The following is a 25,610-nucleotide window of genomic DNA, read 5'->3' on the forward strand; positions in this document are numbered from 1 at the left end:
ACCGTGCCGCGTCAGAGCCTTAGCGCTCCGCGCGGCCGAAGTGCTCTACGATTTTCTCAACAATCATCCGCGCCGTTTGATCCTTACCGGCTCCCCCCCAATCTTCGACACCGTCGTGTGAAACGCGGTGAACATGATTGCTATCGCCGCCAAACACCCCTTGGGCTGGGGAGACGTCATTGGCAAAGATCCAGTCTGCAGCTTTGCTCGACAGTTTACGCTGGGCATTCGCAATCAGATCTTGGGTTTCGGCGGCAAAGCCAATCACCAGTGCAGGCCGCGTCGCGTGATGACCAATCGTAGCCAGAATATCTGGGTTTCGCACGAGGCGAATAACCAGCTCCTCCTGGCCATCCTGCTTTTTCATTTTCTCGTCGGCGACGCTGGCGGCACGCCAATCTGCAACAGCAGCAGCGAAAATGGCACCATCTGCCGGGAGCGCTGCGTCGACAGCATCGAGCATTTCCGCAGCGGTTGACACCTTCTTGACCTCAGCACCTGCGGGGGCTGGCACAGAGACAGGACCGGAGACGAGGGTGACGCGGGCGCCTTCCGCCAGGAGAGCTGCGGCGATGGCATGGCCTTGCTTGCCCGAAGAGCGATTGGAAATATAGCGTACGGGATCAAGTGGTTCTTCTGTTGGGCCAGAAGTCACCACAAAATGACGTCCCGCAAGAGCCGCGCTTGAAGCTACGAAGATGGATTGGGCCGCAGCAAGAATTGCGAGTGGCTCAGACATGCGACCAACGCCCGCCTCATGGCTCTCGGCCATTTCGCCACTTTCGGGACCAACAAACTGGTAGCCGTCCGCCTTGAGTGTCGCAACATTGCGTTTAACCGCAGCATGATCCCACATCTTAGGATTCATGGCTGGCGCAATGAGCACTGGGCCGTCGGCAGCAAGCAGAATTGTCGACGCCAAATCGTTTGCAATGCCATGAGCGAGCTTGCCCAAAATGTCGGCCGTCGCGGGGGCAATAATGATGAGGTCGGCCTCACGCGCTAGGCGCACATGGCCAACATCCATGCCTTCAATCGGGTCAAAGAGCTCGGAAACGACAGGCGTCCCACTCACCGCGGCCAGGACAGTTGGCTGAATGAAGTTCTTTGAGGCCTCTGTCATGGCGCAGCGAACCACCGCTCCAGCCTCACGCAGGCGGCGGACGAGATCGGGACTTTTATAGCTGGCGATACCACCGGTAACGATCAGCAGAATGCGCTTACCGACCAAGCTCATGCGTGTCCCCTTGTTCCGGCGATAGCGAAGCCGCGCGCCTCTTGATCGGCAAACAGCATCCGACCACGGCTGATATCAATATCGTAAACTGCGATCTCAGCCTCGCCCAGAGTTGAAATCAGATTGTCCGGATGTTCTGCATCCGGATAGGCAATGCCGGCAACGCCACTTGCTGGCAGTTCGTTTTGTCCGCCAACGGGGTAAGCCCAATCGCTGACAGCGACATGAGCGGTTTGCTCGAAGGCGCGAGCAATCATGGCATGCTTCCACCGTGCTCTCGCCATATCGGGTGTTGGTTTGCGGCTCACCGAACTGGCCGTAACAAACACAATATCGGCGCGCTCTTGGAAGCGCATAAAGGTGTCTGCATGGAAAAAGTCAGCGCATATGGTGACAAAGCAAGCGACACCGTTGATGACGACATGAGCGCCACCATTGCCACGACCCGCTCCGTGATCCCGTTCGCCGAAATAGGGGTTGGCCTTTTCGTATGAAGCAAGGACATCACCGTCCAGCGCAACCACAAACCCTTGATTAACAAGGTGATCTTTCGCATCGCGAAAATTGCCAGCAATGATGTGCGCATGATAGCGCGAAGCCAATTCCACCAGCGCATTACGGTATTGCTCGGTGGTCAAACCGAAACCAATGAGCTCGGGCAGGACAATGACATCAGGGCTCTCTAGTCGCGGGCGATGCGTATCGAGCAGTCGCGTGACATAAGTGAAATTGTCTTGGGCAGTTCCCCGCACACTTGGCTGTGTCAGCACCACACGCATTGTATACTCCTCGACACCGTCGCGCCGCTACGCTGACGCGCCCAAAGTGTCGAGTGTCATATAGTGGCTTAACGGGCCAGCGCCTACCCTTCGCGCCACTCACACCAAGCTTCTGGCACAAGCAGGCTCTAGCCAAGGGTTCATGCAAATTACGGAAATTCCTCTGTGAGAAATTCGTAAGTTATTCCCCGTGGGGACTAGCGGAGGCCCCTAAAACCCACTTCGACAAACCACAATAAAACCGAATCCATCAACAATAAAAGCAACAAAGTTAGAAATTTAACGCAATAAATCTAACAAAAGTACATGGTCGATATTTTGTACTATTTACTATATAAGCGACATTAACGGAAAATATCCATCAACAACACGAAAGAACCAACTCTCGTTCACCGAAAAACCGTTCACCATTCACGCCCTACGCCGGCTCTGGGAGTATGCTCATTGTCGTATTCCTGTCCAACACTGCCGTATCGAACAGCGCTCGTTCATGACTGGATGCCGGTTATCGGCGGTGCTGAGCGCGTTCTGGCCGAAATGATCGCCTGCTGCCCACAGGCAGATGTGTTCACAGTCTTCGACTTTCTGAACGCGACAGACCGCTCCGAACTGTTGGGGTGCGCGCGTGATCGCAAGCGGCCTCAATAAATTGCCCAAGGTCCAGCACTACTACCGCAATCTTTTGCTGGCGGCGACGCGGGCTGTCGAGCGCTTCGATGTCTCCAAATATGACCTCGTTCTGTCGTCCAGCACCGCCTTGGCGAAAGGCGTTATCACCCACTCAAATCAACATCACATCGCCTACATGCATTCGACGACGCGTTATGCGTGGGATCTGACGCATGATTATCTGGCGACAATCAAAGGACCACTTGCCCCGCTCCGACGCTTGATTCCCCATGAAATGATGCATCGCTATCGCGTCTGGGACATGCGAACGGTGAGCAGTATCGACCACTTCATTGCAAATTCCCGTTTCACCCGCGAGCGCATTTGGAAGTTCTATCGACGGGAAGCCGAAGTTATCTACCCGCCTGTCGATATCGACAAATTCCAGCCCGGTGCGAAGCCACGCGAAGCATTCTACCTCACTCTCTCTCGCCTCGTGCCCTACAAACAAATCCCGCTGATGATTGAAGCCTTTGCCGGCCCCCCAGAGCGTCAGCTCGTGGTGATTGGCAACGGACCAGATCTGGGCAAGATCCAACGCATGGCACCAGCCAATGTTACAATCTTGGGCTATCAGGCCACGGAAGTCGTGATTGACTATCTACAGCGCTGCCGTGCCTTCATTTTCGCGGCGCAGGAAGATTTTGGCATTGCGCCTGTCGAAGCGCAGGCCTGCGGCACTCCGGTCATTGCTTTCGATGGCGGCGGTACGGCAGAAACCATTCGGGGGCTCAATCGCTCGCAACCAAGCGGGGTCCATTTTGATCAACAAACCGCGTCGAGCCTCCGTCGCGCAATCGCCCAGTTTGAAGAAGCCGAAGGGAGCATAAGTGGCGCGAACTGTCGGGCACAGGCAGAGCGGTTCTCATCGCGACGCTTCCACACCCAGCTTGTGGGACACGTTCTCGAGCTCACTCAGACCGCATCGCGGCAAACAAGAACGCCGGCATGAGCCCGCTCGCCCTGCCCTTTTCTTGGGTTGTGGCGGGGCTGACGGTCATCATGGTTGGACTGCTTTACAGCGGTAGAGCGGACGTCGTGCAACTTGGCTTTTTACCCGTTGTCGTAGCGCTGGGTGCATGGGCCTATATGACGTCCCCGTACAACAGCTTCATTGGGCTTGTTCTCGCCTTGTGGCTATACGCACCCATGATGCGACGGATCGTTGATTGGCAAATGGGCCGAACGGACGCCAGTCTTATCATTCTCGCGCCTTATGCAGTTACCGCAATAGCTCTACTCAGTGGCGCCAAAGCGCTGCGCATGGTCTCCTCTCACGAGGCCGGTGCGATGTTGACCTATTCGAGCCTCATCTGCTTTGGCTGCCTCAATGGCGTTTTGCGAGGCTATGGCGCTGCCGCCATATTTGACTGTCTCGCCTATCTCGCCCCCATGGGCTTTGGTCTGCACTTGCTCGCAGCGAAGGACCATTTGAGCTCAATACGGCAGCGGATCGTCAGACTTTTGATCCTGCATGGATTGGTTGTCTCGGCTTATGGCGTCATCCAGTTCGTTTATGTTTTGCCGTGGGACGCCGAGTGGATGCGGGAAGCGGCCATTCAATCCATCGGCCAACCTTTGCCGTTTTTAGTGCGAATATACGCCACCCTAAATGCCCCGGGGATACTTGCCGTTTTTCTGATGGTGGCGCTGCTGCTTACCACGTTCAAAAAGCCGCAAGCGTTTGTGGTGCTGGCGGTGCCAGCTGCGCTCTGTCTCTGGCTGACCTTAGTGCGTTCGGCCTGGGGTGGCGCTGCACTAGGTTTCGCCATTTTGCTCGTACTGAGCCCCATAAGGATCAAGTTCGATGTGCTTGTTGGCGGGCTGATCTGCGCATGCCTACTCATCCTGGGCGCGAGCACCTTGGATGTTCCCAACGTGCTGCTCAGCCGAGTGGCGACGATCTTTGGCCTTACGGACGACGACAGTCTTTGGGCGCGCCTCGCCATTATTGGCGAAATTGTCCCGACAGTTCTGGTCAATCCCTTAGGCTATGGCCTTGGCTCTACGGGTATTTCGACCATCGTCGGGCAGCAGGACGAGAATACATTTCCGATTTTCGACAGCGGATTTCTGGACATTACCTACACCTTAGGCTGGGCGGGACTGACCATATGGATGCTGCTGGGGTGCTGGCTTTGGGCTGCACTGCATAGCGCATTGGGCGCGCCACAATCGCTGCCCTTCACAGCAGCGCTTTGTGCCCTTGTCCTGCAGATGGTGTTCTTCAACATCTTGGTTGGTTTGGGTGGGGTGCTGTTTTTTACATTGCTGGCGTTGGCACTGCCGTCTCGTTCGGGGGAGAGTCAGACCGAATGAAAACCATCCAAATCGGACTTGATTGGCTTTCTGACCGCGCGGGCGGATTGCCGCGCTATTACAATGAATTATGGCGAGCGTCCGATGGGGTATTTGGCTTTGTCGGCATGGTCCTCGGGACAGATAATGTCGGCGACGAGACCAAGGGTGCCGTTGTGGCTTTTGCTAAGCCCAAGGCTAGTTTTGCGGCAACAATCATCGGCGCAAGGCGCAGCTTTAGGGCGCTCAAAGCCACCGTAGAGCCGAATTTAGTTGCCAGCCACTTTGCCCTCTCAACACTTCCTGTGCTCGGCCAAATCGACACGCCCTTGGTCAGTCATTTTCATGGGCCCTGGGCGCAAGAAGGCATCGCATCGGGACAGAACCGAGTACAGGCGGCGCTCAAATTCCATATCGAAAAACAGGTCTACAAACGAACAGACCGAGCGATAGTTCTGTCCAGTGCATTCGCAGACGTCTTGGAAAAAACCTACACGTTTGCACGCTCTAGGATCGACATCGTCCCCGGAGGCGTCGACATCTCGCGCTTCAATTCGAGCACAAGCCGACGTGAAGCCCGCGAGATTTTAGGCTGGAGCGAGAGCCGGTTTATCGCAGCCTGTGTGCGGCGATTGGTGCCGCGCATGGGCCATACCACCGTGCTTGCTGCTGCCGAAATTCTCAGATCCAGAGCGCCTGACGTTGAGATCAAGCTGGTCGGGAGTGGCCCCTTGGGCTCCAGCCTAAGCGCGGTAATTCAAGCTCAAGAGCTTGAAAAGCATGTGCAATTAATTGGGCACGTTCCAGACGAGCACCTTCCTTTAGTCTATCGCGCCGCCGACATCACTATTGTGCCATCTATCGCTTTGGAAGGATTTGGGCTTGTGGTTCTGGAGTCGCTCGCCGCGGGCACGCCGGTTGTCGTCACAGATGTTGGCGGGCTTGCTGAACTGATGCTGCCATTTGCCCCGCAACTCATTGTTCCAGCAGCGCATTCCAATGCATTGGCGGATGCCATCACCGCCGCGATGCTCAGTCAGAATTTGCCAAGCGCCTTAGAATGCCAGGCGTATGCCGCCGGTTTTGACTGGCCCATAATCGCGCGTCAGATCCGAGACGCCTACGAGCGGGCGCTATGACAATGGCGATGCCCCGCGTATTATTCTTCAATCAGGCAGGGCTTTACGGCGGGGCGGAGCGCTCGCTCTACGATCTGGTGACGCACTATCCCGGACATTGCCGGGTCGTACTGATGCAGGCTGGGCCGCTCTATGACGATCTCATTGCTGCGGGCGTGGATACTGATGTGCTCGGCGGCGGTTTTCAGCGGGCGACACGTCGAAAATGGATCACGCTAACTATCAGATTGTATTCACTTATTGTGGTCGCGATTGGTTTAGTTCGCCTCAGCCGCGGATATGATTTGATCTATGCCAACAGCATGAAGGCGGCGGTGATTGCGGTTCTAACTAAGCCTTTCCATCGGCGAAAAATGGTCTGGCATTTACGTTCCCTATTGGTCCCCGAGCATTTCTCGCCGCTGGCGCGTTTGGTCGCCCGATGGTGCGGCAATTGGGGGGCTGATCTGGTAATTGCTAACTCCGACGCAACCGCCCGCGCCTACCAGAGTAATGGCGGTAAGTGCTTACCGCTTATAGCTTATAACGGCTTTACTCTCGAAAAATTCAGACCTGAAATGCGGGCAGACCTGCGCGCGCAACTGGTCGCCGAACATGGTTTAGACCCATGCGCCCGATCATCGGCATGATTGGCCGCATTGGGCCTTGGAAGGGCCAAGCGCTGGCACTTTTGGGCCTCTCGATGGGCACCGACTGGCAATTGCTGGTCGTTGGCGAGGCACTTTTTGAGAGCGAAAACTTCAGGCAGGATTTTCACGAGAGTGCCACTCGCTACACCCAAGCCGGCGATGTTTTCTGTATCGGGCACCGGGACGACATTGCCGAGATCATGGGCGGGGTGGACGTTGTCATCCACGCATCAACTTTGCCCGAACCCTTTGGGCGAGTCATCGTCGAGGCCATGCTGGCCGGAACGCCCGTGATCGCCAGCAACGGTGGGGGCGTGCCAGAAATTGTGCAGAACGGCGTCAGCGGGCGATTGATCGCGCCCAATAGTGCCACGGCCCTAGCTACGGCAATAGAAGCGGCCCTGCGCGAGACCGAGCAGAGCCTGAGAATGGCGGTTGCGGCGCGGCGTTACGCCGAACAGCATTTTGCGCTTGAGCTCACATTGCCGCCCGTCTGGCTGGCACTCCGGTCCGTGGCGGCACAGCCAGACGGGACGGACCGGAGTGCCAGCTCTCGCTGCAGGCGCGCATGAGAGCAGCATTAAAGGGTGACACCGCTGCGCGCGGCTAACCACACCTGCACCTCCGGCCCGACGCTGCCTGTGGCAAGGGCGACAGCGTAAATTCTGCCCTGCCAGCGGTCATTATCGCGGAAAGAGAAGAGCCTTAGGTCGACCATGTCACCGGAAGTATTTGTGTTCGTAGTGGTGTTTTTAACCACGCCATTGACCGCTAAGGACATGGCACCAGCATCGAAACTGGCTGTGGCAATCTGCGGTGCGTCGCTGGCGTTCGAGCGGGCATCGAGCGTAAGGCTGGCCTAATCCGTCGCCCGAAGCTGGTAGCTGCCAGCACTGGATTGCATCAGAGTTTTGTAAGCACTGTTATCTTTGCGCAACGCAACAATACCGCCTTCGTCGGCTGCAGCCAGCATCGAAAATCCCGCCATGATCTGGAAGGGATAGCTGTTGAGAACGATGGTGCTGACCAGAAAGTCGTCAATCCCGTCGCCCTCAAGCCAGTGCAGACCTGCGTTCGTTTTATACACGGGACGCGAAGCGCTGCTTGTCTGAAGCAGGTGGTGGCCGCGTCCACTGAGATCGCGCATCGCGCCGACCCGGTCGCCATCAGCCAAGACCGCGATGGTCATGGCGGCATCCTGAAAAAGGCTCGAACGATCAGAAGGATCATAGAGCCCAATACAGGATGCCGATGATGGCAGACCATGTCGAAGCGCAGCCGCAGATCGTGGCGGAACGCTGATAGACAAAGAACTCTCTAGCAAGTTTATAAATCCCCTCTACAGAATGAGCAGAAGCGGCGCGCTTTATTGATGAACTGAAAAACTATTCATGCCTACACGCGCCACGCCAAGTACCACGATTATCGTCAGTCGTTTTTGCTGGGGGATAAATTGTCCACACATCGGTTGTCGCAAGACTTCATCCGGGAAGCATCTTGGCCCACATGGGGCGACGGTGTCTGGTCATGAGCGCAACGCGCGTCAGCGCCGTCGTACCCACCTTTCGGCGTCTCGACACCCTACGCCGCTGCCTGACGGGGCTGCGGATTTCCGATCACCCCTTTGCGCAAATCATTGTCGTGGTGCGCCCCACAGAGGACCCGGAAAGTTTGTTGTGGCTGACCGCGCAGCTGAGCCTAGCGCCGGAGTTAAAGATCATCACCGTCGACGTGCCGGGCCAAGTCGCAGCACTCAACGCAGGACTTGCGGTCGCGGATGGTGACTACATCGCGTTTTTGGATGACGACGTTCTGATAAGCCCCGACTGGCTTCGGAGGCTACTGAGGATCATGAGAGACCCGCGCGTCGCGGCAGCCGGTGCGCGCGATCGACTACATGAGCGCGGGCATGTGATCGAGGGTGTGGCCAAGCACCCCGGCGTGCGAAACTGGTTTGGCGTTCTGCGCGGCGATCACCACCTCGCCTATGGCGCGGCGCGCGTAGTCGACACCATCAAGGGCTGCAATTTCCTGGTGCGGAGAGCGGCCCTCGGCAGCTTGCACTTTGACACGCGGTTGCTCGGCCAAGGCGCGCAATATCGCAATGAAAGCTGGCTCTGCACCAATCTCATTCACGCGGGATGGCATATCGTGCTGAGCCCAGAAGTGGCCGTCGACCACTTTGCGGCAGATCGCGCCGATGGCGAGCGTGAGAACTATAGCGCCGACAATTGTTTCATGCACACAGCAAATACTGTCGCCACCGACCTCGCCTTCGCCACTCTTTGGCAAAAGACCAAGTACTTCGCTTATTTTATTGCTATCGGACAGCGCTATTGCCCGGGTGTGTACTATGCGCTTCACGCGCTTATCAGACGCCCTTGGGCCCTGACTGGGATGCTGGTTGGCGGCTGGTCTGGCTTTGGTGCAGGACTGAAACTGGCCAAGCGCTTTCGGGTCGAGCCCCCTGGAAGGGCCACGAGATGGCAGACTATGTCCAAAATCCAACCACAAAAAGACAAGGGTGGATCTCGAATCACAGACGTGTGATTCGGAGAATACGTAGCCGCGGGAGCTAGGCCCAGAGGCGAAGGCATACCCAAATATAAACCTGGCAAAAATACGGAAAAATTTTGACCTAGGGAAAAAGCCCGGGGCTGGACGCTGTTCCGACCGTTTCGGACAGCACGCTGACGTCTGAAGACGGGAGCGTTTCCGTGTTCAAATAATGTTGAACACGAACACTATAATTTTACAAAAACGGAAAAGAAGAAAGCCATACCTCACTGGTTTTCTACTTGCGCACCAACAAAAATCCAGACCAAACCAGCAGTTGAGCAGTAAAAGTGATCGACAACGACCACTCATCTAGCTTCCCAGAAGTTGACGGAAATGTTGTTATAAAATCGAACGTTAGTATGCTTGAGGACCTCGTCCATGAACAGCCCCTGGAAGAGACGACTTTCCGCGCTTGTTTTGTTTTCGACACTGGTAGGCTCTGTAAGTGCGGCAGATCTACCTAGCTATCAATCCCCATCAGGGAGCTACTGCTCCAACCACCGCCAGTCGGTGCTGCCACAACGCCAAGTCAGCGAGATACGTCAAACCGTGTCCCAGAATTTGGCCAGCGCCATTGACGGCATGAATAGCCAATCCGTTCTACGCGACAGCGACCCAGCATTCATCTGGGCGATGGAAGCACGTTGGGCCTGTGCTGCCGCAGTCGGGTATCTGAACGGCGGCACTGTGGACGTTGAGTCCGTCCAAAAGTGCGACTGCTTCCACCAACGCTATCTGTCGTTTCGGTAGAGGGCAGACATAAAGTGAGCATCAAGATCATGAACTCCCTCCTGAAGTCCGCTCTGCTGGCCGGGATCGCTTTTGTCATGCCGCTATCGGCGCAGGCCATGGGCTTGCGTGAAGCTGTACAGACGGCACTCGACAGCAATCCGCAAATCGGCGCGGCAATCCAAAACCATGACGCAATCGGCTTTGAACTGCGTCAAGCAGAAGGTCTTTGGGCACCACGCGTTGATCTTGAAGCGTCAACCGGCATCCAATATTTGAACACGCCGTCGCGCCGCGCGACCGGCATCGAAAATGATGCGCTTTATCCCTCGCAAGTAGGCGTCACCGCACGCTGGGACCTTTACGACGGCGGTTTTCGTGACGCCGAGCTTGCCCGGCAAGCAGCGCGCGTCGACAGCGCCTCTTATCGCGTGCTGGAACGCAGCGAGTTTATCGCTCTGCAGATTGCACGCGTTTATTATCAGGTGCTGTTGCAGCAGCAGATCGTCAACCTGACGCGCCAGAATGCCTCCTTCCACGAGGGCGTCGCCTCAGACGTGTCGAGTGCCATCGAAAATGGTCAACTCACCGAAGCTGACCGCCTGCAGTCGATTGAACGTCTGGCAGCAGCGCGCGCTCGGGTGACGGAAGCCGGTGTGGAACTGGCTGCCGCGCAGATCGAATACAAAACGCTCGTTGGACTGATGCCTGGCGCGGTAAATGCACCACCGCGGGCGTCGTCGGGCATTCCGGGCTCGCTAGAAATTGCAGTCGCCAATGCCATCGTCAACAACCCTCGGGTGAAGACGGCAGGCGCGGACATCAACGCCGCGTCGGCCTTGGTTGAGCAGGCAGCCTCCGATTTTATGCCGAAAATCCAGCTCGAAGGCCGTGCCGCAACGGGTTACGACGTCTCGGGCGCCCATGAATGGCAGAATGACCTAAGCGCTCGCGTATCGCTGCGCTGGAACATTTATGACGGCGGCATTGCACGCAATCACGTGCAGGAAGAAATGCGCCGTGAGAACGAAGCCAAGATGGTGTTTGACCAGACCGCTCGTGAAGTTGAACAGGCGGTACGGGAAAGCTGGCTCCGCATGAAGAGCCAAGCGGAGCTGTCGCGGGTCTATAATGAGCAGTTGAACTCCTCATCGGGCCTCGTCGACTCCTACCGCGAACAGTTCACCATTGGTGAGAGATCACTGCTGGATTTGCTCGACTCCCAGAATACCCGCTTTAACGTGCAAATTCTGCAGGAAACGGCGCGCTATAGCGTCATGTTCGCCGAATACCGCGTGCTGGCAGCAAGCGGCACACTGATCGACTTCCTCGGTGTTCAAACGCACGACGCCGCCAGTGCTGGTACATTCTCGGCCTTTGACTTGAAGTCTTGGGAACAGTTCGAACCACGCACTTTGGAACCGCTGAACCTGCAAAAAGTAGGCAACTACTGAGAGCCGAACCTTCGATCAAATTGAGCGTTATTACTAACGTAGATTTGGGTCATTGCGGTAGGAAATCATGAAAACCCCGGACGTGGCAGAACAGAGTTCTGCCACACCACCTGAAAATGCCCAAAGCTTTGGTACGGCAGATCCGGTTTTGGATTGTGTGCGGTTTCTGGCCCGTGCGTGGCGCAAGTCAGACTCCCCGGCTATTCTCGCCGCCGGACTTCCCCTACAGAACGGGCGCATGACCACCCAGTTGATCGAGCCAGCATTGGCCCGAGTGGGTGTTTCAGCAAACCCGCTGCATCAATCGATTGCGCGCTTACAGCCCTTTGATTTTCCCGTCGTCCTGCTGCGCTCCGAACAGCCTCCGCTGGTCATTCTGAGGCGGCTCAATTCCCGCAATTATCGGGTCTTCGACCCGAGCATTGGTGACGAGAAAACGATTTCAGCCAAGGCGCTGGATGCACGCCAGAGTGTGGATCTGCTGCAGATTTCCCCGGACTACTCCGTGGTGCAGGAAAGCACAGGCACGCGCTTTGCCAATACCAAACACTGGTTTTGGTCGGCTGTGCGCGGGCACACACGCAGTATTGTCTACGTGCTGCTAGCGGCGGCTTTCGTCAACGTGTTTGCGCTGGCCTTCCCACTCTTCACCATGAACGTCTATGACCGCGTGCTGCCCAATTCGGCCCAGACAACGCTCTGGGTTTTGGCCATCGGCATCGGCATGGTCTCGATTTTTGACCTGCTGCTCAAACTCGCCCGCTCGGGCGTGATCGAATACGTGGGGCGCTCGATCGACTTCCGCCTGTCGTCAGCATTGTTTGATCGGGTGCTCAATACCCCCATGTCATCGCGCCCCAGTTCCACCGGCGCTTTCATCAGCAAAATCGGCCAGTATGAGGTGCTGCGCGAATTTGTGGCGGCGAGCACGCTGGTCATGTTTGTTGACCTGCTGTTTCTTGGCCTCTTCGCCTACATCATTGCGATATTCGTCGGCTGGTTAGTGCTCTTCCCCCTTTTGGCGGGCCTGATCGCGCTGATTATCACCATCGTTATCGCTGTGCTCTCAAGCAAAGCGGTGAAGTCGGCATTGGCAGAGTCCTCGGCCCGTAATGCCGTTCTGGTTGAGGCGCTGACAGGCGTCCAATCGGTCAAGGCCTCGCGCGCCGAAGGGCAATTGCTGCACCGTTGGGAAGCGGCGGTTTTGGCCTCCTCCCATACGCAGGATAAACTGCGCTCCTATCAATCTCTGGCCACCAACACGACAGCCACGCTTTCGCAGCTTTCCCTGGTCGGGATCATTGTTGGTGGCAGCTATATGTTCACCTCGGGGGACGTCACCACCGGATCGATCATTGCGGCGATGATGCTGTCTAATCGCCTGATCGCGCCTATTGGAATGATCGCCGGGACATTGCTCAAAACCCGCGCGGCGATAGAGGCCTATCGATCTGTCGACCAGATCATGAAACTACCCGATGAGCGTCCCAACCGCCCTGCACAAGCGCAGCGCGTCGTGCGGGAAGGCAGGATCTCCTTCAACAAGGTGCGGTTCACCTATCCGGGGTCCAAGAGCTACGTGCTCGATGGCATATCGTTCAGTGTTCGGCCGGGCGAGAAGATCGGCATTATCGGCCGCATTGGCTCGGGCAAGACCACGATCGGGCGGCTGCTGGTCAATTTCCACCGCGCCACCGAAGGCGAAGTGCTGCTCGACGGGGTCGATATTGACCAATATCACCCTGAAGACTTGCGGCGCGCTGTTGGCCTTGTCGTGCAGGACCCGGAGATTTTCAACGGCAGCGTGCGCGACAATATCATTATGAGCGACCCTGGCGCGAGCGAAGAGCGCATTATGGCAGCCGCTCGGCGCGCTGGCGTTGAAGGCTTTGTCTCGCGCCATCCGCAGGGCTACGACATGCCCGTGGGCGAGCGCGGCGTGCTGCTTTCGGGCGGGCAACGCCAGACGATTGCGCTGGCGCGCACCATGCTGGTTGAGCCCAAGATCCTGTTCCTCGACGAACCATCGAGTTCAATGGATTTGGCGACTGAAAAGCAGCTGATCAAGCATTTGGAAAACAGCCTCATGCCGGATCAGACCGTGCTGATTGCCACCCACCGCTATAGCCTGCTCTCGCTGGTCACCCGCATGATGGTGCTCGACAATGGCAAGCTGGTTGCTGACGGACCCAAAGACGAGGTTCTCAAGCAGTTGCGTATGCGGGCTGACGCCTCATGAACCAGCATCGCCCCAACGCAGAAGCGATCGATAAACACCATCACCCCTCCAGCAGACCACCACGGGAATGGACGACTATTATCGTCCTCGTGATCATTACGGTGGTGGCGTTTCTAGCGTGGTCGAACTGGGCAGAGGTTGATCAGATCAGCCGCGCTGAAGGCAAAGTGATCCCATCCGGTAAAACCCAAATTGTGCAAAGCGCCGAGCCCGGCGTGATTAGCGATATTTTGGTGCGCTCGGGCGAGCAGGTTAGCGCGGGGCAATTGCTGATCCGGCTCGATGACACCAACACGTCTTCCAGTGCGGGGGAGGTTGAGGCGCGCGTTTTGGCCCTAACGGCACAGAGCGAACGCCTACGCGTTGAAAGCGAGGGGCTGCCAGCCACCGACTTTATCTGCGCAGATTTTGTGCAGGAGCAGGCGCCGGACGTTTGCGCCACCGAATTGGCCCTGCTCCATTCGCGCCTCGCGAGCAAAGCTGGCAATGCAGAGGTGTTGCAACAGCGTGTTGAGCAGCGGCAGCGCGAGCTCAATGAGGTGCAGATCAACCGGACGCGGATGCAGACGACCTTTGCGATCACCCAAGAGCGTCTCGACTTGATCGAGCCGATGGCACAACGCGCCCTCGTGGCGCAAACAGATCTCTTGGCATTGCGCTCGGAGGCTGCAGATCTCAGCGGGCAAATCAGTGCCGCCGAAGAAAGCATGGCGCGGCTGCGCGCGGCGCTGCAGGAAGCGCAATTGCAGGTGGGCCAAGCCGATCAGCAAATGCAGCAGGAGGCTTTGGCAGAACTGACGCTTAGGCGGGCCGAATTGGCCAGCGCGCAACAGCAATTGCGCGGCGCGGTTGACCGGGTGAGCCGCACCGAAGTGCGCTCTCCCGTTGATGGGGTTATCAATGCCATTGAAGTCACAACCATCGGAGCGGTCGTAACCGCTGGCTCGCGCCTGATGGATGTGGTGCCCAAATCCGATTTCCTGCTCGTCGAAGCGCGGCTCAAGCCCGCTGACGTGGCCTTCGTTATTCCCGGCCAGGCCGCCCGCATTCAATTCACGGCCTATGACTTCTCGGTCTACGGCGGATTGCAGGGCGTGGTGGAGACGATCTCAGCGGACAGCCTCGTCGATGAGCAAACGCGCGAAACCTATTACCTCGTGACAGTGCGGGCTGATGAAACCGTGCTGCACCACAGAGGGATCGATCTGGCGATTTTACCGGGCATGGTGACGACGGTCGACATCATCACCGGCAAGCACTCGATTTTACAATATTTGCTCAAGCCATTGAACAAGGTCCAACAGGAGGCCCTGATTGAACGATAGCGCTCCTGACACAAATGGCGTCACCGCGAGCGAGCTGGCTCATGCCGATTATGCCACGCCGATCTTTCGGACTGTGAATACGCACAAGGGGCGTGTGGCCTTGCGGCTGGAGGCGGTGTTCTGGGATGCCATCGCCACTATGGCCCATCGCGCTAGCGTCAAGCCAACCGACATGGTGCGCGACTTGATTTCGCGGAGCAGTGAAGAGGCAACCAATCTCTCGAGTGCGCTGCGCAGCATCGTCACCCGTCAACTCCTCGTCGAAAACGACCGCCTTGCCCCCCTCGCTTCAGCCTTATCGGTGGTGCGGCTGTTGCAGACCGTACCGACGCCCTCTTTCGCGCTCGACAAAAACAAACAGCTGGTGCGCGTGAACGATGAGTTTGTGCGCTATCTGCGCTCGGTCATGGCTAAGGCGGGTGCGGTCGAGCGGGCGCAGTTGCGGCTTGAACGCCCTGCCGATGTGCTTCTAACCGAAATCCCGGCCGGATCGTCCATCGAGTGTGGCCTCTCGATCCACGTCGACAATCATGAGCGGCGGACGCAGGCGCGGATCATCATTCCGCCACCTGCCCCCGCCAATATCCTGGTCGGGTTTATCATCAACTAAGTCAGACGCTTAGAACGAGGAGCCCGGCGAGATCGCGCTGAGGTCCTTTGGCATATTGGCAACCGAGACGCTGCCACCCGCAAAGCCATGGATATAGCTTTTGCTGCCCGCAAAACTCATCAGGGGCAAATAACGCGAGTAGGCGGTGTCGAGCTCTAGGCGGTCGGTGGTGTTGTCGAGCACGTATGCGCCTTGGTCCGTGTGGACCACAAGCACGGCATGGAAAAGCCGGCGGCGCGTGTCTTGCAGCACGACAACCTGCAACTGGCTTTCATCGAACCCGAGTTCCTGAAGCATCCAGTATTTTGTAATCGCGTAATCTTCGCAGTCGCCCCAGGCAAGCTTTGCGGTTTCGCTGGGTGTCGCCCAATAGTCAGTTTGAGCCCAAACCGTGCGATCATCCCGATAGGTGATTGCGCCATTAACGGCAGCATTGACCATCGTCAGCTGATCGAGTGTAGAGCGACCTTCGGCCTGAGAGACAGCATCACGCAAGGACTGCGAAAACTGTGTCTCACAACCGTCAAATCCAAACTCGGCGCAGTTATCAGAGAAAAACCCGCTGTGATCCTGAGCGCGAATGTCGTGCCATTTTGCGGCGACCGGAAGGCGCTGCGCTGAAATCGCGACAGACTGAAAAACGTCAAGTTTAGCCTTCGGAAGAACCGTTTGTGCTTCTGGAAAAGCCCCTGCAGTCGGAGAAATTGTAGCCGTTTCTATAAGCTGCGCAGCCCCTTGCCCGTTATCGGAAAGCGACTGTGCAGACGCTCCCTCGATAGAGCACATGACAACCATCATGGCTGCAAACTGGGAAACTGACCTTATAGGCAAAACGGGGCTCTCCATAAAATTTCATCGAGAGCTTCCAACACAACGCCTAAACATTTGACAATCCGAACGGTTATAAATCATTCGTGTCCATGCATAAGTTTTTATTGATCGACACTAGTAAATCTCTAAAATTTTACCGTGTAAACTGATGCCAAGTTGGGTTTTTTGGTGCACCATCCGCAAAGTCTAGAAGTGGAGTGACCCAGTGGTCAGATCTTGGTTGAGCAAATTTGCCGCAGGCGATGTGGAACCCGAACAGCGTCGCGCCTCTGCGCCAATTGTGCCAGCAGACATCTCTGATGCGGATCGAGACCCATCGCTCGGCACGATTACATTCTCTACATTTACGCGCGTGGTGGAGCAGGAAAAGAGCCATCCCGGCGGGGCGCTCTTGTTCATCGATCTCAACGCAAAATCAGCGCGGATGACGCCAGAGATTGCCGAATTGCACGACGAGACCCTGATCTGGCTGGCGCAGGCCATCGTGCAATGCGTGCGCAGTGACGACCTTGTTTCCCACGTTGAGGGCTACAAGTTTGCCGTGCTGCTGCGCGGGGCGCAGCAAGAGATCGCGGCAAGCGTGGCCGAACGTATTCTGCAGTCGGTCGACAACACCATCTTTTTAACCAGCGACGGCATCGCCCCGCTTGGCGTGGATGTTGGCGGCATCGTGTTTGCAGAGTTTGACAAGCCGACCGATGATCTGGTGCGCTCGGCTTCAGACAATCTCGACACCGCCCGCACCACAGACCGGCGTATCTGCGTCGTCTAAGCCAGTCCTATTCCGCACGAGCCGTTTTGGCGGGTCCTGATCGAAGGGCTTCGGAGACGACGACAATGTCCGTGAGCGTCGAGTGTCACTAACGACGCAGGTTCAGCACCGCAGCGTCGCCGCGCGCTCTTGAGCATTTGACAGAGCCGGATCATGACTGGCTAAAGCACATTGTCGCGCGGGCTGGCTACAGACCGAGCTGATTGATCAGACCTTCAAGAGCATCGCGTCCTATCTGTTCAGGCTGTGGTTCGGCTTGCGGAGTAAGGAAGTCGGTGATGATGTCCTGCGGCGTTGGAGGAGCTGCAGGCGCTGGTGTCGGCGGCACTACAGGCGCTGGCCCGCGCGGGTCGGGTCTGGGCAGGGCAATATTGACCGGCTGCTGCGTCGGAGAAGTTGTCGTATCCACTGGAGCTGGCAGAGGCGCAGTTGGAGCGGGGTTGGCTGGCGCCTGCTGCCCGAGAACATTGCCCAGCACCGAGTTCAGAATACTCTGTTGGCTTGGCGGAGCGTTCGGATCGGTCGCGAGACCCTGCCCGCCAATCATCTGGCCGATGGCATTGGTCAACACCTCATTGTTGAGCCCGCCGGCTTCGCCGCCAAGTGCGCCACCGATGCCTTCGAGCACGCCCGAAGTCCCACCGGTGAGACCACCGACGTCTACGCCAAGCTGTGACAGCGCCTGTAGAGCACGATTGGGATCCGACAGAACGGCCGTGAGATCGGGATAAATGCGCGGGCCGGACAATGGCCCATTGATGATAATCGGCATACCGAGGCCAGAAACGTCAAAGTCCCCACCTTGCCCATCCAGAGACCCGACAACGCGCGGATCAAGACGCATGTCGATGGTCTGTGCAGCGAGATCAACACTGCCAGCGCCGCTCATGCGGACAAACGGCCCGAGAACGCGGATTGTCTCGGCCGTGGCGACACCATTGGCAATATTGACGTTCACCGACAATTCGGTGAATTCGGTCTTGGCCTCGGCGTCCTGCGTATAACCAGCGTCGATGAGCGAGCGCACATTGCGCACAAGGCCCGCCACATCGATACCGCGTATCGCGCCATTCGACACAACGACATTAACCGGGCCATTGAGCGAGCGCGCGAAGGCTTGGCTATCCGCGCCAGCGCCACTCACCTCAACGCTGGCCTGCAATTGCCCTTCAATCTTGTCGAACCCTGCGGCGTCGGTCAGCAGCGGCAGTGCCTGCACATTTTCCATGGAAGCCGTAAGGTCAATCGCGGGAACACTCCCGGCGCCATTGGCGGTGACGCTGGCCGCGACCACACCATTATAGAAACCCGCCTGCGGAATGTTGAGTTTGGCAACGCCCTCGGCAACCGACAGCGTGGCCGTGGTCGGTCCCAGTTTCACATCGCCATAGGCCAGCTGGTTTGCTGCAAACCGAATGTCGGCATTGAACAGGCGCAAGATGGAAAGATCGATGGGCGATGGGCCGGATGCCGCAGCGGCAGGCGCGGAGCCGCCTCCGCCGACCAGCGAGCGGAGATCAAGCGTGTCAACGGACAACGACGCCGTGACACTGGGCTTGCTCGCCATTGCCACAGACACGGAGCCATTGGCGCGAATGTCATCAAGGCGGATTGTTGCATCGGTCACAGCGAACTGGTTGCCGCCAGCCGAAACCCCACCAGAGAAGGCGAACTGGCCGAGCGGGCTACCGACAGATTGCCCGAGCCAAGCAAGAGCACGGGTCATGGATGGCGTTGCGATATCCGCTTTGCCACTGACCTGGCCGGAGGGCGTGATTGTCCCTGAGAAGTTGGCATTGAGGGGCTGGGATTTGAGATCGAATGCGACTGCGCCCTGCTCCTCCCATAGAAACTGCGTCGGAGTGACAGAAGCCGCAAAACTAACGGCTTGGCCGTTCCAACGCGCCGATCCGGACGCACTGACAGGCTGGCGAATGTCGTCGATTTGAACATTTGCCTCCAGCGCGTCCACCACGCCCGCCCCTTGACCGGCAATAGCGACAAGCTGAGGAACAGCGACGCTGCCGCCCGCGATCGACACCGATCCGCGCAAGTTGAGGGAGTTGCGGATGGACGCACTATCCAGCCCCTTGAAGGCGTATTGAAGCTCGGAGGAGAGCCGACCCGTTACCGGCGTTTTCTGGCCCAGCAACTTTGTCAGTTGTTCAATGTCGATTGAGGCCAGATTGACTGAGCCGCTGGCGACCGAAGGGCTGTCATTGGCGTCGAGGGCGACACTGGCAACAAGGCTACCGCCAGCCACGCTGGTGGAATCGACGGTTGAGACGAGACGACCATTTTGGAGCTGCGCTGCGATAACCACGTCCCGCGCGACAGCGTCACCGACTTGGATAGCTTCGGCATGCAGCTCGATATCGGCATCCAGCGCCTTCAGAGCTGAGAGGTCAGGCGCGCTGGCCGCTGCATAGGTGGAAGGCGCCGCGTTCGGAGCCGGATCGGCGTTTGCCGGTTGGAAATCTGCGTACGAAAGAACACCAGCTTTGACACGCGCAATAACGACAGGCTGCTCACCGGGAACATAGCTGGCGTCGAGCAGCATCTTTTGGCCGATACTGTCGATTTCACCACCCGTGACGCGGTAGCTACCATCGTCGGCCAGCTGAATATTGCCCGAGGCTTTGACATCGGCGAGCGCAGGATGCAGCGGCTGGGACGCTTTGGCTGAAATGGCGAATGTTGCAGGCTGTCGCGCCAACAGATCTCGGAGCGAGCCGATTTCAGCGCCAAGCTCCAATTTATTGCCATCCATAACACCGGAAACGGCAACGGAAACCGGCGCGCTTATGCTGGGGAAGGACATCTTCAGGTTAATGGCGCTGGCGAGAGGCGCGAGTGTCCCCGCCTGGTCTTGCACGACCTCGCCGTCAATGACCGCGATGTGATCGATGGAGATTTTCTCCAGATAGCCGGCGAGGACCTGAAAAATGTCTTCGGTGCTGGGCTCTTGTGGCGCGGCAACCGTCTCCCCTGAGCCTGCAGACAGCACAATCCGGGGAGTTTTGATCTCGATGCCTGTCACCTTGATCTGGCCAGAGAGCAGCGACAGCGGCGCAACCGAGGCGACCGAGCGGGCCGCTGTCATTGAGAGGGAGCCGTCCTCCGCCGCAAAAGAGAAGTCTTCTACGACAATGCCAAACTCCGGCACGATGGAAAACTGCAGCGGTCCATTCAGCGCGATGGTTGCGCCGGAGGCACGGGACAACTGATCGGCAAGCGCGGTCCGCAACGCCGTGGAACTGACCGCAAAGGGCAGCAGAAAAACCAGTCCCAAAAGCGTCAGGAAGAGGAGCCCCACGACTATAGCGGTTTTCTTCATGGTGGAGCCCCCGGCGGTGCGGCAAGAGATAGTGTGGTGCATCGCCCCCAATGGCTCGGAGCGCGATGATTATTCAGCACTACCGCAAATGACAGTGTAATTCGTTAACCACTCAATGGGTGCGTCAGGGCGCTGCGATTTTGGGGTGGTTTGCGGACTGGTGGCTTTTAAGTAGGATTACAGTCTAGCGGACGCTATCTGCCCCACATCGGGATAGACAAATTGCACCTGCTTTAAGCACCGTGGACGTTACTGAGATTTCAGCAATAGATAGTTGGTGCATGATTATTTATATTTTCAGCGGAAGCATTCGAACCCGCTGTTCGCCGGAGATATTGTGTGCAATCGATAATAACGCAGACGGTAACATCTGATGGAACGCTCAGGCTTCATATCGATCTTGGCGCTTTCGAGGTTCCGATGAAGGAAGCGCTACGCCGCGCGGCGGTTTTCCTCGGTTATGCCTTTCATTCCTCGCAGATCACCCCGCTCGAATCCGTCAGCCTCAAAGCTCCGGTCGTTCATTCTGTGGGTGTGCCCCACCCAATTCCGATCGCAGACCGAAAGAGTTATCAAATTGAATTCACGCAGTGGGCAATCGGTCTGGCTCTGGTCGAGATCGACCAGAACTATCATCGTTATGTGGTATCGGCGCTCGACACGATCGCGGATATTGACGAGTTCCTGATCAGCGGGAACCTGCCGGGCATACATAAGCCCAATATGAAAAACACATGGACAGTCCATGATCTATTCTACGCCACGATCGGCCAGAACTCGTCTCAAAGTACCGATGAATCGGACTACCTGAGAAGCTTAGGCAACGCGCGAAACGCTCTCGTCCATGATAGCGGCATCGTAACCCAGCTGCGACTAGTAGGTGACAGTTCGACAATGTTCGTGCGCTGGCCGGGGCGCGATATGATCCGGATCGATCAGAACGGCAGCACTAGGGTGGTACAGCAAGATCGTGAGTATCAAGTCCAAGCGGGAGACATAGGATCGCAGTTGAGCGTCCTGGACGTGGTCCGGGAGCATTCCTACGTGTTAGGGGACCGCATCACGCTCTCTCAGACGGATTTGTCAGAGATCATCTTCTTCTACCAAATACTGGCCATGAAAGTGGGGGGCGTAATGCACCAGATCATCGCCGAAAAGTTAGCGATCGCCAACAATCGCTAGGTTTTTGAGCTTCGGCACTCTCGTTGTGGTCGACGCGACCATTGACCACAAATCGATCGCTGGTGAAGTCCGCACATGGTTGAAGCCACGCTATTCGGTTGACCGCGGCAGCTTTCGTGCAATCGTGGATCTGGCGCCCACGACTGAGTAGGAAGCGAAATCAGCCATACGCCCGACACCGGCGCACTCCCCACCTGCCGTTACCCTCGGCCGTGAGCAGGATGCTGTATCATAAGGATTGCAGATGTCGAGAAAGCCCATACCGAGGGAGCGGTGTGCCGGGAGGTATTTCAAAGCGGAACGCTTGCGGGTCCTGCCCGAGGCGCAGTGGATGCGATGGGGCGGAGACATACAGCGATCCACCTCTACGCGTGCAGAGTGCCCGGGGAGCGACTGAGGTGTCAGGGCTTAGAAACAGCGCATATCACGCGCTAACGGCGTGATAACAAAGATCGTTTTTGCTGGGAGGTTGTCAGTGAAATGGCGCGCCCGGAACGATTCGAACGTCCGACCCTCAGATTCGTAGTCTGATGCTCTATCCAGCTGAGCTACGGGCGCGCATATATTTCAGTGATGTCTTTCAACATCGTGCATCACAGGAAGTGATGTAAATGGCGCGCCCGGAACGATTCGAACGTCCGACCCTCAGATTCGTAGTCTGATGCTCTATCCAGCTGAGCTACGGGCGCGCATGCCATTTTTAGTGGCTTCATCTTCTTTAGAACCCCGCGTCTGCGGCGCCCCTCTGAAGATGCGCATTACCTACAGTGCGTTATCGGGATTGGCAAGCAGGGCAGGAAAAATTTCGCTGTGATCGATTAAACTGCCTGTGGATGAATGGGGATAGCAATATCGAAACGCGTGCCAACCGGGGCGTTGGAGAGGGTGAGCCGCCCTCCATGCGCCTCGGTGATTTCTCTGGCGATGGCGAGACCCAGCCCCGTGCCCCCTGCCCGCGCAGAACCTTTGAAGGCAACAAAGAGATTATTCTTGGCGCGCTCTGGCAGGCCCGGACCATTGTCACTGACGGAGACAATTATATGAGAGCCCACCACGCGGGCATCCACTTGCACCTGATTGTCCGGCGCATCGGCAGCTTGGGTTTCAAGCGCCTCGCGGGCATTCTTTAGGAGATTGACGAGGACGCGTGAGAACTGTCCCCGATCGACAGTCATAGTGAGCTGGTCCGGCACGGCATTGATAAAGCTGATACCCGGATGATTGATGAGGCGCGCCTCAAATGCTGCGTCTTCCGCCAAGGGTCGCAGCTTGGCCGCTTCAAAATTGGGAATAGACTCCGCCTGACGGCCATAATCCAAAACGGACTGGGCAAAGCCGATGGCCTTATCCAGCGTTGTCACAAGGCGCGGCGCAAGACGCTGCACTTTTGGATCGTCGAGCGTCGCCACTTGATCGGAGAGCATTTGGGCGGAGGCCAATGTGTTGCGCAGATCATGATTGATCTTGGCAACAGCCAAACCAAGGTCGGCCAAATGGCGTCGCTGACGCAGCATGGTGAAGAGTTCGCTTTCCATCGCAGAAAGCTCACGCGCCAAAATCCCAATCTCATCCTTGCGCTTGGTTGGCTTTAAGATGAGCGCAGCATTCTCGGGCGCCTGCCGGAAGCGCAGGATATTATTGGTGAGGCGATAGACCGGGGCGAGGAAGAGCCGACTGACCAAAAGATAGAGAACAAAGGCGGTGACGGCGGCAATGCCGGCCGAGACCAGTGCGATAGAGCGAGAGAAGTCGACGAGATCACGCTGCAGCGGACGCTCGGGCATCAGCAGTTCGACAAGCGTATCGCCCTCATCAGCCGCGCCAATCACGCGCAAGGTTCGGTTTTCAGTCGAGAACAAGATGTCGAGCGCGCCAACAATGGACTGGATCAGGCCGTTATCGCGCAGATCGGCCACCACCACGCTGCGCACCTGAGTAGGCTCGGCGTGCTCTATCAGCTGGGAATGCCCTTCGCGGCGGTAAACAATCGCCAAGGCATCCGCCGAATCCAAAAGGCGGTCGGTCAACTCTCGCGGCAAAGCCAGCACGTCGGGGACGGCATCGAGAACACGTGTGGCGGTGACGCCGATACGAACGCGATCCTCAAGCCACGTTGTGCGATAGCTGGCGACAGCGGGCAGATAGATCACGACCGCGACGAGCAGAATCACGCAGGTGATCGTCGTGATCAACTGGTAGGACAGTCCTGAAAAGCGTCGCTTGAGCGCGGTTACCAAGTTTTCCATTCTGACCTAGATATCCCGCGACTGCGCGTTTTCAGCTTACCAAGGCAGGTGCTTTCGTAAGGTGCGCAATTGGACATCTACCCAAGATACGGTTTTGGGCGTGGTTTGGTTCGCCACCAGCCGAATTATGTTTGATAAATAACTTAACTGAGGGCTCGGGAGCTCTCCGAGACGTTGGATTGGCATGCCCGCAGCCATTGCCAATGACAGGACACTGCAGATTTCACTCGCCCCTGGGCCAACAGCGCTAACGCCCACAATGGAGCCATTGGCGCGCGTAATGATTTTGACGAGCCCACGCGCCTTATCGGCGGCTTGAGCCAGTTCATTCTCGGCCAGATTGGACCGGTAAATTTTGTAACCAGCTTTGGCGATGCTCGCTGCATCAGGGACGGTACCGATCTCGATGATGACGGGGTCGGTTGCCACCATGCGGGCCGAACCTTGCCAGCGCCTTGTGGTTTGCCCCTGTATAAGAGAGTCCACAACTGCGCGGCCATGATCGAGTGCCATCTGCCAATGGGGCATGCCAGCCGCATAGCCGACAACCCGCACACGCGGATTGGTGGTTTCGCCCAATGCGGCAGAAGCGAAAAGCGCTTCAAGCCCCGGCAGCGAGCGAACCCGAGCCTTATCGAGGTCGAGACCATCGCTCATTGTGTGTCGCGTACCGGCAATTGCGACATGCGAGAGATCAAGAGATTCGATGTCGCCATTGGGATGGGCGACCGTCGCCCCCGTGCCTTGGGTACGAGGATGAATGGACTGCACATAAGCGCCTTCAAAAACACGGACGCCTTCGCGCCGCAAATCGGCGAGGAGAAGATTGACCGTTTCCCGATCAAATCCGGGAAGGGCATCGCCTTGCGGAACCAGGGTGACCATTGAGCCTAGGCGGGCATAAATCTGGGCAATGGTGAACGCCTCACCGGACCCGCCGATAACCAGAAGATGCGAAAGCTTTCGCGTGTTTTCCAGCAAGGCCTCAGGCGTGAGGTAGTCAATTTCGGACAGGCCTGGAATCGGTGGCACCGTCCATTGCGCGCCCAGAGCCAGAATCGTGTTGCGAGGACGAACCTGCTTTTCGCCGACAACAATGGTGCGCTGATCCAAGAACTGTACCGGACCTGCGACAAATTCGATGTCGCTGGCCGCAAGGGTATAGGGCGCAACCTGCGCCTTCGCCGCCTCGACAATGCGCGCGGCGCGCTCTTGAACCGCTTTGACACTCACCTTTGCGTCAACGGAGGTGAGTCCCATAGACTGGCCATTGCGCAAGGCGGAAACCAAGCCTGCACTGGCGCCTAAAGCTGCCAAATGCAGGTTTAAGTGAGGATTATCGCCCGATTCTGCAGCCTCTCGACTGGCCAGAACGACGTTGGCACCCAAGCTCTGGGTATATTTGGCTAACGCAATCCCCAGCGCACCAGCGCCAATAATGCACAGCTCAGGTCGAAGAGGTTCAGCCATATCTTCCTAGGCGTATAAGGTTTCTTCACTTATGAGGGTGATTGGTTCGGTTTACAACTGTTGCTGAATTCGCGGCTTTAGGCATGAGGCGCGTTGACTTGATGT

Annotated in this window: 20 protein-coding genes and 2 tRNA genes; 13 read left to right on the plus strand and 9 right to left on the minus strand. The window is 57.2% G+C overall.

The features are described from left to right. Positions 1–19: 19 nt before the first annotated feature. On the minus strand, positions 20–1,237 hold the full coding sequence (coaBC, locus tag HKD40_RS11745) for a bifunctional phosphopantothenoylcysteine decarboxylase/phosphopantothenate--cysteine ligase CoaBC (RefSeq protein WP_169195963.1): 1,218 nt from the start codon (positions 1,235–1,237) through the stop codon (positions 20–22). Continuing rightward, a complete protein-coding gene (locus HKD40_RS11750) occupies positions 1,234–2,016 on the minus strand; it encodes a carbon-nitrogen hydrolase family protein (RefSeq protein ID WP_169195964.1) in 783 nt (260 codons plus the stop codon). Before HKD40_RS11750 ends, coaBC begins: the two co-directional genes overlap by 4 nt. Before the next feature lie 444 nt (positions 2,017–2,460). Here HKD40_RS11750 and HKD40_RS11755 point away from each other — a divergent pair, with 444 nt between their 5' ends. The 6 genes from HKD40_RS11755 to HKD40_RS11780 are packed head-to-tail and all read left to right on the plus strand — an operon-like array spanning position 2,461 to position 7,323. After that, complete coding sequence (locus HKD40_RS11755) at positions 2,461–2,664, plus strand: hypothetical protein (protein ID WP_169195965.1); 204 nt, start codon at positions 2,461–2,463, stop codon at positions 2,662–2,664. Continuing rightward, entirely contained in the window at positions 2,642–3,637 is a 996-nt protein-coding gene (locus HKD40_RS11760) for a glycosyltransferase (RefSeq protein ID WP_169195966.1), read from the plus strand. The genes HKD40_RS11755 and HKD40_RS11760 overlap by 23 nt, the downstream gene beginning before the upstream one ends. Further along, the gene (locus HKD40_RS11765) at positions 3,634–5,004 is read left to right on the plus strand and encodes an O-antigen ligase family protein (protein ID WP_169195967.1); all 1,371 of its coding nucleotides are present in this window, start codon (positions 3,634–3,636) and stop codon (positions 5,002–5,004) included. Before HKD40_RS11760 ends, HKD40_RS11765 begins: the two co-directional genes overlap by 4 nt. Then, on the plus strand, positions 5,001–6,122 hold the full coding sequence (locus HKD40_RS11770; RefSeq protein WP_169195968.1) for a glycosyltransferase family 4 protein: 1,122 nt from the start codon (positions 5,001–5,003) through the stop codon (positions 6,120–6,122). Before HKD40_RS11765 ends, HKD40_RS11770 begins: the two co-directional genes overlap by 4 nt. Beyond that, the gene (locus HKD40_RS11775) at positions 6,119–6,751 is read left to right on the plus strand and encodes a glycosyltransferase (RefSeq protein WP_169195969.1); all 633 of its coding nucleotides are present in this window, start codon (positions 6,119–6,121) and stop codon (positions 6,749–6,751) included. The genes HKD40_RS11770 and HKD40_RS11775 overlap by 4 nt, the downstream gene beginning before the upstream one ends. Then, a complete protein-coding gene (locus HKD40_RS11780; protein WP_169195970.1) occupies positions 6,730–7,323 on the plus strand; it encodes a glycosyltransferase in 594 nt (197 codons plus the stop codon). Before HKD40_RS11775 ends, HKD40_RS11780 begins: the two co-directional genes overlap by 22 nt. A 287-nt stretch (positions 7,324–7,610) precedes the next feature. Here HKD40_RS11780 and HKD40_RS11785 read toward each other — a convergent pair whose 3' ends face one another. Continuing rightward, on the minus strand, positions 7,611–7,940 hold the full coding sequence (locus tag HKD40_RS11785) for a hypothetical protein (RefSeq protein ID WP_169195971.1): 330 nt from the start codon (positions 7,938–7,940) through the stop codon (positions 7,611–7,613). Between the two features lie 338 nt (positions 7,941–8,278). Between HKD40_RS11785 and HKD40_RS11790 the strand changes: the two genes are divergently transcribed. The 5 genes from HKD40_RS11790 (at position 8,279) to HKD40_RS11810 (ending at position 15,667) form a co-directional block, all read left to right on the plus strand. Further along, the gene (locus HKD40_RS11790; RefSeq protein ID WP_169195972.1) at positions 8,279–9,301 is read left to right on the plus strand and encodes a glycosyltransferase family 2 protein; all 1,023 of its coding nucleotides are present in this window, start codon (positions 8,279–8,281) and stop codon (positions 9,299–9,301) included. Between the two features lie 773 nt (positions 9,302–10,074). Next, the gene (locus HKD40_RS11795) at positions 10,075–11,493 is read left to right on the plus strand and encodes a TolC family outer membrane protein (protein WP_169195973.1); all 1,419 of its coding nucleotides are present in this window, start codon (positions 10,075–10,077) and stop codon (positions 11,491–11,493) included. Positions 11,494–11,560: 67 nt separating this feature from the next. Continuing rightward, positions 11,561–13,732 (plus strand): type I secretion system permease/ATPase, encoded by a 2,172-nt coding sequence (locus HKD40_RS11800; protein WP_169195974.1) that lies wholly within the window; start codon positions 11,561–11,563, stop codon positions 13,730–13,732. Further along, positions 13,729–15,057: an HlyD family type I secretion periplasmic adaptor subunit gene (locus HKD40_RS11805; protein WP_169195975.1), complete on the plus strand. Its 1,329-nt coding sequence runs from the start codon at positions 13,729–13,731 to the stop codon at positions 15,055–15,057. Before HKD40_RS11800 ends, HKD40_RS11805 begins: the two co-directional genes overlap by 4 nt. Beyond that, positions 15,047–15,667: a ribbon-helix-helix domain-containing protein gene (locus tag HKD40_RS11810; RefSeq protein WP_169195976.1), complete on the plus strand. Its 621-nt coding sequence runs from the start codon at positions 15,047–15,049 to the stop codon at positions 15,665–15,667. The genes HKD40_RS11805 and HKD40_RS11810 overlap by 11 nt, the downstream gene beginning before the upstream one ends. Before the next feature lie 9 nt (positions 15,668–15,676). Here the strand turns inward: HKD40_RS11810 and HKD40_RS11815 are convergent, their stop codons facing one another. Then, entirely contained in the window at positions 15,677–16,162 is a 486-nt protein-coding gene (locus tag HKD40_RS11815; protein ID WP_169195977.1) for a transglutaminase-like cysteine peptidase, read from the minus strand. Between the two features lie 541 nt (positions 16,163–16,703). Here HKD40_RS11815 and HKD40_RS18205 point away from each other — a divergent pair. Then, positions 16,704–17,270 carry a diguanylate cyclase gene (locus HKD40_RS18205; protein WP_169195978.1) on the plus strand — a complete coding sequence of 189 codons (567 nt, stop codon included), beginning with the start codon at positions 16,704–16,706 and terminating at the stop codon, positions 17,268–17,270. 187 nt (positions 17,271–17,457) lie between these two features. On the opposite strand, the gene HKD40_RS11825 is transcribed toward HKD40_RS18205, so the two are convergent. Further along, positions 17,458–20,607: an AsmA family protein gene (locus HKD40_RS11825; RefSeq protein ID WP_169195979.1), complete on the minus strand. Its 3,150-nt coding sequence runs from the start codon at positions 20,605–20,607 to the stop codon at positions 17,458–17,460. A gap of 420 nt (positions 20,608–21,027) precedes the next feature. Between HKD40_RS11825 and HKD40_RS11830 the strand changes: the two genes are divergently transcribed. After that, entirely contained in the window at positions 21,028–21,789 is a 762-nt protein-coding gene (locus HKD40_RS11830) for a hypothetical protein (protein WP_169195980.1), read from the plus strand. A 481-nt stretch (positions 21,790–22,270) separates the two neighbouring features. Here the strand turns inward: HKD40_RS11830 and HKD40_RS11835 are convergent. The 4 genes from HKD40_RS11835 to HKD40_RS11850 form a co-directional block, all read right to left on the minus strand. Beyond that, a tRNA-Arg gene (locus tag HKD40_RS11835) sits at positions 22,271–22,347 on the minus strand. Between the two features lie 54 nt (positions 22,348–22,401). Next, positions 22,402–22,478 (minus strand) — tRNA-Arg (locus tag HKD40_RS11840). A 129-nt stretch (positions 22,479–22,607) separates the two neighbouring features. After that, complete coding sequence (locus HKD40_RS11845) at positions 22,608–24,035, minus strand: HAMP domain-containing sensor histidine kinase (protein ID WP_169195981.1); 1,428 nt, start codon at positions 24,033–24,035, stop codon at positions 22,608–22,610. A 36-nt stretch (positions 24,036–24,071) separates the two neighbouring features. Next, entirely contained in the window at positions 24,072–25,505 is a 1,434-nt protein-coding gene (locus tag HKD40_RS11850) for an FAD-dependent oxidoreductase (protein WP_169195982.1), read from the minus strand. Positions 25,506–25,610: the final 105 nt, after the last annotated feature.

Source organism: Devosia sp. MC1541 (genome assembly GCF_012847305.1).
Classification (GTDB): domain Bacteria; phylum Pseudomonadota; class Alphaproteobacteria; order Rhizobiales; family Devosiaceae; genus Devosia.

Coding starts and splice junctions, on each gene's coding strand:
- coaBC (WP_169195963.1), bottom strand. CDS start 1,237: ATGAGCTTGGTCGGTAAGCGCATTCTGCTGATCGTTACCGGTGGTATC.
- HKD40_RS11750 (WP_169195964.1), bottom strand. CDS start 2,016: ATGCGTGTGGTGCTGACACAGCCAAGTGTGCGGGGAACTGCCCAAGAC.
- HKD40_RS11765 (WP_169195967.1), top strand. CDS start 3,634: ATGAGCCCGCTCGCCCTGCCCTTTTCTTGGGTTGTGGCGGGGCTGACG.
- HKD40_RS11770 (WP_169195968.1), top strand. CDS start 5,001: ATGAAAACCATCCAAATCGGACTTGATTGGCTTTCTGACCGCGCGGGC.
- HKD40_RS11775 (WP_169195969.1), top strand. CDS start 6,119: ATGACAATGGCGATGCCCCGCGTATTATTCTTCAATCAGGCAGGGCTT.
- HKD40_RS11780 (WP_169195970.1), top strand. CDS start 6,730: ATGCGCCCGATCATCGGCATGATTGGCCGCATTGGGCCTTGGAAGGGC.
- HKD40_RS11785 (WP_169195971.1), bottom strand. CDS start 7,940: ATGACCATCGCGGTCTTGGCTGATGGCGACCGGGTCGGCGCGATGCGC.
- HKD40_RS11790 (WP_169195972.1), top strand. CDS start 8,279: ATGAGCGCAACGCGCGTCAGCGCCGTCGTACCCACCTTTCGGCGTCTC.
- HKD40_RS11800 (WP_169195974.1), top strand. CDS start 11,561: ATGAAAACCCCGGACGTGGCAGAACAGAGTTCTGCCACACCACCTGAA.
- HKD40_RS11805 (WP_169195975.1), top strand. CDS start 13,729: ATGAACCAGCATCGCCCCAACGCAGAAGCGATCGATAAACACCATCAC.
- HKD40_RS11825 (WP_169195979.1), bottom strand. CDS start 20,607: ATGAAGAAAACCGCTATAGTCGTGGGGCTCCTCTTCCTGACGCTTTTG.
- HKD40_RS11830 (WP_169195980.1), top strand. CDS start 21,028: ATGAAGGAAGCGCTACGCCGCGCGGCGGTTTTCCTCGGTTATGCCTTT.
- HKD40_RS11845 (WP_169195981.1), bottom strand. CDS start 24,035: ATGGAAAACTTGGTAACCGCGCTCAAGCGACGCTTTTCAGGACTGTCC.
- HKD40_RS11850 (WP_169195982.1), bottom strand. CDS start 25,505: ATGGCTGAACCTCTTCGACCTGAGCTGTGCATTATTGGCGCTGGTGCG.